The sequence below is a fragment of the Luteolibacter sp. genome (genome assembly GCF_039920825.1).
In the GTDB taxonomy this organism is placed as follows: domain Bacteria; phylum Verrucomicrobiota; class Verrucomicrobiia; order Verrucomicrobiales; family Akkermansiaceae; genus Luteolibacter.
The window spans coordinates 53,089-59,686 of sequence record NZ_JBDSCX010000047.1; the positions used below are offsets into that span (position 1 = coordinate 53,089).

Below are 6,598 nucleotides of genomic sequence, written 5' to 3' on the forward strand. Positions count from 1 at the left end.
TTGACCTTTATTGTTACTTAAATAGTCACATTCATAACAACAGCCCATCCCATGAATACCATCACACGGAAGCAACTCCTCGATCAGCTCAACTGGCGCTACGCCACCAAGCAATTCGATCCCACCCGCAAAATCAGCACCGAAGACTGGAACACGCTTGAAGAAGCCCTCGTCCTCAGCCCGTCGAGTGTCGGCCTGCAACCCTGGAGCTTCCTCGTCATCGACGACCCGGAACTGCGCGCCAGACTGCAGCCTGCTTCCTACGGCCAGTCGCAGATCGTCGATGCATCACACCTTGTCGTCTTCACTACCAAGTTCGACCTATCAGAAGCCGACGTGGACGCACATGTCGCGAACGTGGCCAAAGTCCGCGGTGTCTCCGTCGAGGATCTCACCGGACTCAAGGGAATGGCCATGGGCATCGTCACCGGCAGAAGCGAAACCGAACGCCGCGATTGGGCCTTCAACCAAACCTACATCGCCCTCGGAAATCTTCTTACCAGCGCCGCCTTGCTCGGCATCGACGCCTGCCCGATGGAAGGTTTTTCCCGCGAGGAATATGACAAAATCCTCGGCCTAACGGAACAAGGTCTCGCCTCCGCCGCAGTTGTCACTCTGGGCTACCGGTCTGCTGAGGACAAATACGCCACCGCGCCGAAAGTCCGCTTTGGGCGCAAGGAAATCGTCCGCCATCTCTGAATCATTCTCCGACCAAACAAACTAACATCATGAGCACATCGAACAAACTCGCGGGCAAAATAGCCCTCATCACCGGCGGATCGTCCGGCATCGGACTCGCGACCGCCAAGCGGTTCGTCGCGGAAGGCGCGCGCGTCTTCATCACCGGCCGCCGCCAACCGGAACTCGATGCGGCCGTCGCCGAAATCGGCGGAAACATCACCGCGATCCGCAGTGATATTGCCAGCCTCACCGATCTCGACCAGCTCTTCTCCCTCATTCGCGAACAAGCCGGCCGCATCGACATCCTCTTCGCCAACGCCGGCAGCGGCGCGTTCGCCCCACTCGGCCAGATCACCGAGGAACACTTCGACAAATACTTCGGCATCAACGTCAAGGGCACGCTCTTCACGGTGCAGAAGGCTCTGGAACTGATTCCCGCCGGCGGCTCGATCATCATGAACGGCTCCATTGTTTCCATCAAAGGCTTCCCCGCGTTCAGTGTTTATGCCGCCACCAAGGCCGCGATCCGTTCGTTCGCCCGCACGTGGTCGGTGGATCTGAAGGGCCGCAATATCCGCGTGAACGTCGTCAGTCCCGGAACCGTCGTCACCCCCGCTTACAAAAACGAACTTGGCTTGACCGACGAACAGATCGTTGAATTCGAGGCGCAAGCCGCCGCCGGCGCTCCACTCGGACGCTCCGGCACTCCGGACGAAATCGCCAAGGTCGTTTCATTCCTCGCCTCCGACGACAGCAGCTTCGTCACCGGCATCGAACTCTTCGTCGATGGCGGATCCGCCCAAATCTAACTCTCCCCTACCCCACAATCCAATGAACACATCAAACAAACTAGCAGGTAAAACCGCCATCGTCACCGGAGCCTCCAAAGGCATCGGCGCCTCCATCGCCAAACACCTCGCCGCGGAAGGAGCATCCGTCGTCGTCAACTATTCCTCCAGCAAGGAAGGCGCAGACAAGGTCGTCGCCGAAATCACCGCCGCCGGTGGCAAGGCAATCGCCGTCGGCGCCAATCTATCGAAACCTGACGAAATCCCAGGGCTCTTCGCGGAGGCCAAGGCCGCGTTTGGCAAGCTCGACATCCTGGTCAACAACGCCGGGATTTATGAAATGCTGCCGCTCGAGCAAGTCACCGCCGAACACTATCACAAACAGTTCGATCTGAATGTGCTTGGTCTGCTCCTTTCCACCAAGGAAGCGCTCAACCACTTCGGCACGGATGGCGGGAGTGTCATCAACATCAGCTCCATCGTCAGCACCTACGCGCCGCCGGCTTCATCGGTTTACAGCGCCACCAAGGGCGCGGTCGATACCATCACCCGCGCGCTGGCCAAGGAACTCGGCGGCCGCAAGATCCGTGTGAACGCGATCAACCCGGGCGTGGTCGATACCGAGGGAACGCAATCCGCAGGCATCGCCGGCGAGGACGCCGAGTTCAAGAAATTCTACGAAGCGACCGCTCCGTTAGGCCGCATCGGCCAGCCGCAGGACATCGCCACCGCCGCGGTGTTCCTCGCCTCCTCCGACTCATCATGGGTCACCGGCGAGATGTTCTACATCAGCGGCGGCGTTCATTGAGCGCAATGAACTCCGGAGCGCGGGGTTCAGTCGTCCGATCCAATTTCGGGCGGCGGATTCCGCGCTCCGGCTTTTGCTCGCTCGCCCCCCAACTTTGGAAGGCCAACCCGCCGACCACGATTCCTCTGACGCGTGAACCTGAAAAAATTATTGACGGCCAAGCCTTATAAGTGCATATACACACCATGTCTGACGAGCTGGATATGTCCGCGATTGAAAACTGTGTCTGCTTCAACTTGAGGAGGGTGAGCCGTATCGTGACCCAATTCTACGACGCAGAGGCGCGACGCCACGCACTCCGCCCAACCCAAGGGTCGATTCTACTGGCATTGAATGCCCAGGAGAAATGGAGCATGGCGGAATTGAGTGATTGGCTGGGGATGGACCGCACCACCCTTCTGAGAAATCTCCGTCCGTTGCAGCGGGATGAACTGGCACATGCCGAAGGTGGCGGGCGTGGCGGCCGGGTGGAACTGTCCATCACCGCCAAAGGCCGGAATAAGGTCCAAGAATTCATGCCAGCCTGGAGGTCTGCTCAAAACATCGCAGTCGAAACTCTAGGTGCACAGCGTTGGTCCGCCGTCCTCTCCGACCTCGAAACCGTGGCCATTGCCCTGAACAAGTAAAAGACCCCCAACAACAAATCGGAAAACTGAAAAATTAGGTGTGCATATACACTTTCAATCACCAAATAACGAAATGAATACCTCAAACAAATCATGGGTTCTGATCACAGGCGCATCGAGTGGCTTCGGCGAGGAGTTCGCCCGACAATATGCCGCAAAAGGCCATCCGCTGGTTCTGGTGGCGCGACGGTTGGACCGGCTTGAAAAACTCGCCGAAGCACTCCGCCTGCAATTCCGCGTCGAGGTCGTCGTGGAACAGGTGGATCTATCGGAAGTCGCCGCAATCAGCCAACTGCATCAGCGGCTCCGCGAACGGGGCATTGAGATCGACATTCTGATCAACAATGCCGGTCACGGTCTGCAAGGCCCGTTTCTGGATAGCCCGTTGGACGACGCGATGGCGATGGTGCAACTGGACATCGCGAGCCTGACGGCAGTGACCCACGTTTTCGCTCAAGACATGCGGACACGGAAGAGCGGGAAGATTCTGCTGGTTGCGAGTTTGCTAGCCTATCAGGGCGTGGAGCATTTCGCCGTTTACGCAGCAGCCAAAGCTTATGTTTTACGCCTCGGCGAGGCTCTTCACCGCGAACTCAAACGCGATGGCATCACAGTCAGCACTCTTTGCCCGGGTCTGTCAGACACCGGATTCGCGAAGACCGCTCAAATGAAAATCACTGCTGAGCTGAAATTCCTGATGATGAAACCCGAACCCGTGGTCCGAACAGGGATCCACGCCCTCAATTCAGGAAAAATGAGTGTCGTCCCGGGCATTCCTAACAAATTCATGGCGGCCTTCTTCTGGGCAACGCCGCGGTGGCTGCATCAGTCCGTTCTAGCACGGGTCCTCAACGCTTGATTCAAAGAACAAAATTTATGAAAGCTAACCTATTGGGGGCATCCTCTATTATCATGCTGATCTCAACGGGCTGTATGGTAGGTCCGGACTACAAGCAGCCGAACACCGACGTCCCGGAAAACTACAAATCCGGATCCCATGGCACTTGGAAGGAAGGCCGGCCGCTCGACCATCAAGCCAAAGGGAATTGGTGGAAAATTTTCGGCGATGATGCCTTGAACGGTCTTCAAAGTCGTGCGGCGGGAGCGAACCAGGAAGCCAAAGCAGCCATCGCCCGCGTTGACCAGGCCCGAGCCACCGCAAGAACCGCCCGCAGCGAACTCCTTCCCACCCTCGATGCAAATCCAAGCTTCACCCGGCAACGATTAACATCTAACGAGAAGTCAAACGGCGGAGTCACAGTTAGCGGTTTCCGGGCGCCGTTGGACTTGAGTTATGAAGTCGATTTGTGGGGCCGGGTCCGAAGGGGCTTCGAAAGTGCCACCGCCGATTCACAGGCTTCCGTGGCCGCTTACCACAATGTATTGCTCGTTCTTCAAACCGACGTTGCACAAAACTACTTCGCCCTTCGATCACTCGATGCTGAAATCGAGGTCACCAAAAATGCTATTGGACTGCGAAAGGAACAAGTGCAACTCGTCCGGTCCCGCTTCGAGACCGGGGTTGGGAATGAATTGGATCTGGCGCGCACAAAAGCCGATCTGGATTTCGCCGAAGCTCAGATCGCATCTCTCTCAAAGCGGCGTGCCGAACTGGAGAACGCGCTTGCCATTCTCATCGGCGAGAATCCTTCAACGTTTACGTTCGCAGCGGCATCCTCGGATCGCCTCGCAAAATGGGATCCGGCTCCGCCCAGGATTCCCGCAGGATTGCCGGCGGATTTGCTTGAGCGCCGCCCGGATGTTTCTGAAGCCGAACGCCAGCTTGCCGCCGCAAACGCCCGAATCGGCGTGGCAAAGGCTGCCTTTTTCCCTTCGTTGAGTCTCACGGGTTCGGCCGGATACGTAAGCGCCGATATTGGAGATATGTTCAATTGGGATAGTCCCGCGTGGTTGATCGGGCCGAGCGTTTCACTACCGATCTTTGCGGGTGGCAGAAATCAGGCGAACTTCAAACGCTCGGAGGCTGCCTATACTGAAACTGTCGCCCTCTATCGACAAAGGATCCTTGTCGCGTTTGGTGAGGTCGAAAGCAGCCTTTCAACGATCCGCTTTCTGGAGGAACAAGCCGCTGCCCAAAATCGCGCCGTAGTCGATTCAAGTCGCGCGGCAGAGCTTGCCGAGACTCGCTATCGCACCGGTATTGTCGGCCATCTGGAGGTCCTCGATGCCAATCGCGACGTGCTTCAGGCCAAACAGGCCAAGGCCCAACTTTCCGGGCAGCGACTCATCGCATCCGCGCAGCTCATCAAAGCCCTTGGCGGCGGTTGGTGAGACTTCACTCAAATAACAGAATTTTCATTTTATCCATTTCATGAACACACAATTTAGATCAAGCCTTCCTAACTTCGCGAAGGCGATTCTCTCACCATTGAAGCCCACCGTTCTGCCTGCATCATGGCTCATGGTGGCCTTGATGACGGGCGGATGTTCAAAGCCGCAGGAGGAAGATCCTCGCCTACAACCCCAGAAAGTGGACGTCTTCAAGGCGAAAACCGCGGAACCGGGAAGCAGGAGTTTCACCGGGACAGTGGCTGCCAGAGTGCAAAGTGACATCGGCTTCCGGATCGGCGGAAAGATCCTGGAACGAACCGTGGACCTCGGTCAGCACGTCGAAAAAGGTCAGCTTCTCATGCGCCTCGATTCGGTGGATCTCGATCTCTCGTTGGCAGCACAAGAAGCAAACGTCGAGGCAGCCCGTGCCAAATACGTCCAAGCGAAAGCGGACGAAGCACGTTTCGCGGCAGCTCTGGCCAACTTGGGAGCGGTCTCGCACCTGGAGTACGATCAGTCCAAGGCGGCATTGGATAGTGCCAATGCACAACTGGCGGCCGCCGAGGCCCAGGCCAATGTCTCTCGCAACTCCAGCGGGTATTCCTCCCTCTTGGCGGATGCGGACGGAGTGGTTGTCGGCACGCTGGCTGAACCAGGTTATGTTGTGGCCGCTGGCCAAACGGTCATTCAACTGGCGCATGATGGCCCCAGGGAGGCCATGATCCATTTACCCGAAGGTGTGCGGCCCGATCATGGGGCGGTCGCTTCGGCCCAACTCTATGGACAGGAAAAAGCCTATCCAGCCGTGTTACGACAGCTATCCGATGCGGCGGACCCAGCGAGCCGGACCTATGAGGCGCGGTTCGTTCTTGATGGCGAAGCAGCTTCCGCACCGATCGGTTCGACCGTTAGCATCAAATGGTCCGGCACAAAATCCACCGACGGCCAGACAGTCGTCGTCCCGGTCGGAGCCATCCAGGACAAAGGAGCCGGACCCGGTGTCTGGATCGTCAATGATCAATCGGAGGTCTCCTATCGCATGATCACGATCGCCTCGATCGGCAACGAGGAAGTCGTCGTTTCCAGCGGGGTGCATGCCGATGAAACCGTGGTCGCACTCGGGCCACACCTTCTCCACGAGGGGCAAGTCGTGACTATTGAAAAATAACCGGAACCACATCCAATGAATCAATTCAATCTATCCGCGATGGCGGTCCGGCAGCGCGCCATTACTCTATTTTTCATCATCGCCACTGCGGTCGCAGGTGTTTTCGCCTACTTCCAATTGGGACGGGCGGAAGACCCATCGTTCACGGTCAAAGTCCTCACGGTGAGCGCGGTATGGCCCGGAGCCACGGCTCAGGAAATGCAAGATCTGGTGGCGGAGCCATTGGAAAAAAGAC

The 6,598-nt window shown here is 57.5% G+C and carries 8 protein-coding genes; all 8 read left to right on the plus strand.

What is annotated here, in order from left to right; genetic code table 11:
- The first annotated feature begins 51 nt into the window (after positions 1 to 51).
- Positions 52 to 699, plus strand: coding sequence for an NAD(P)H-dependent oxidoreductase (locus ABIQ96_RS15490; protein WP_348215520.1), 648 nt, complete (start codon positions 52 to 54; stop codon positions 697 to 699).
- Between the two features lie 29 nt (positions 700 to 728).
- Positions 729 to 1,490: an SDR family oxidoreductase gene (locus ABIQ96_RS15495; RefSeq protein WP_348215521.1), complete on the plus strand. Its 762-nt coding sequence runs from the start codon at positions 729 to 731 to the stop codon at positions 1,488 to 1,490.
- 22 nt (positions 1,491 to 1,512) lie between these two features.
- On the plus strand, positions 1,513 to 2,277 hold the full coding sequence (locus tag ABIQ96_RS15500; protein ID WP_348215522.1) for a glucose 1-dehydrogenase: 765 nt from the start codon (positions 1,513 to 1,515) through the stop codon (positions 2,275 to 2,277).
- 185 nt (positions 2,278 to 2,462) lie between these two features.
- Complete coding sequence (locus tag ABIQ96_RS15505) at positions 2,463 to 2,903, plus strand: MarR family winged helix-turn-helix transcriptional regulator (protein WP_348215523.1); 441 nt, start codon at positions 2,463 to 2,465, stop codon at positions 2,901 to 2,903.
- Between the two features lie 73 nt (positions 2,904 to 2,976).
- A complete protein-coding gene (locus tag ABIQ96_RS15510; protein WP_348215524.1) occupies positions 2,977 to 3,762 on the plus strand; it encodes an SDR family oxidoreductase in 786 nt (261 codons plus the stop codon).
- A gap of 53 nt (positions 3,763 to 3,815) precedes the next feature.
- Positions 3,816 to 5,195, plus strand: coding sequence for an efflux transporter outer membrane subunit (locus ABIQ96_RS15515; RefSeq protein ID WP_348215525.1), 1,380 nt, complete (start codon positions 3,816 to 3,818; stop codon positions 5,193 to 5,195).
- A 40-nt stretch (positions 5,196 to 5,235) separates the two neighbouring features.
- A complete protein-coding gene (locus tag ABIQ96_RS15520; RefSeq protein ID WP_348215526.1) occupies positions 5,236 to 6,363 on the plus strand; it encodes an efflux RND transporter periplasmic adaptor subunit in 1,128 nt (375 codons plus the stop codon).
- A gap of 15 nt (positions 6,364 to 6,378) precedes the next feature.
- On the plus strand, positions 6,379 to 6,598 hold a 220-nt coding region (locus tag ABIQ96_RS15525; RefSeq protein ID WP_348215527.1), incomplete at its 3' end, for an efflux RND transporter permease subunit.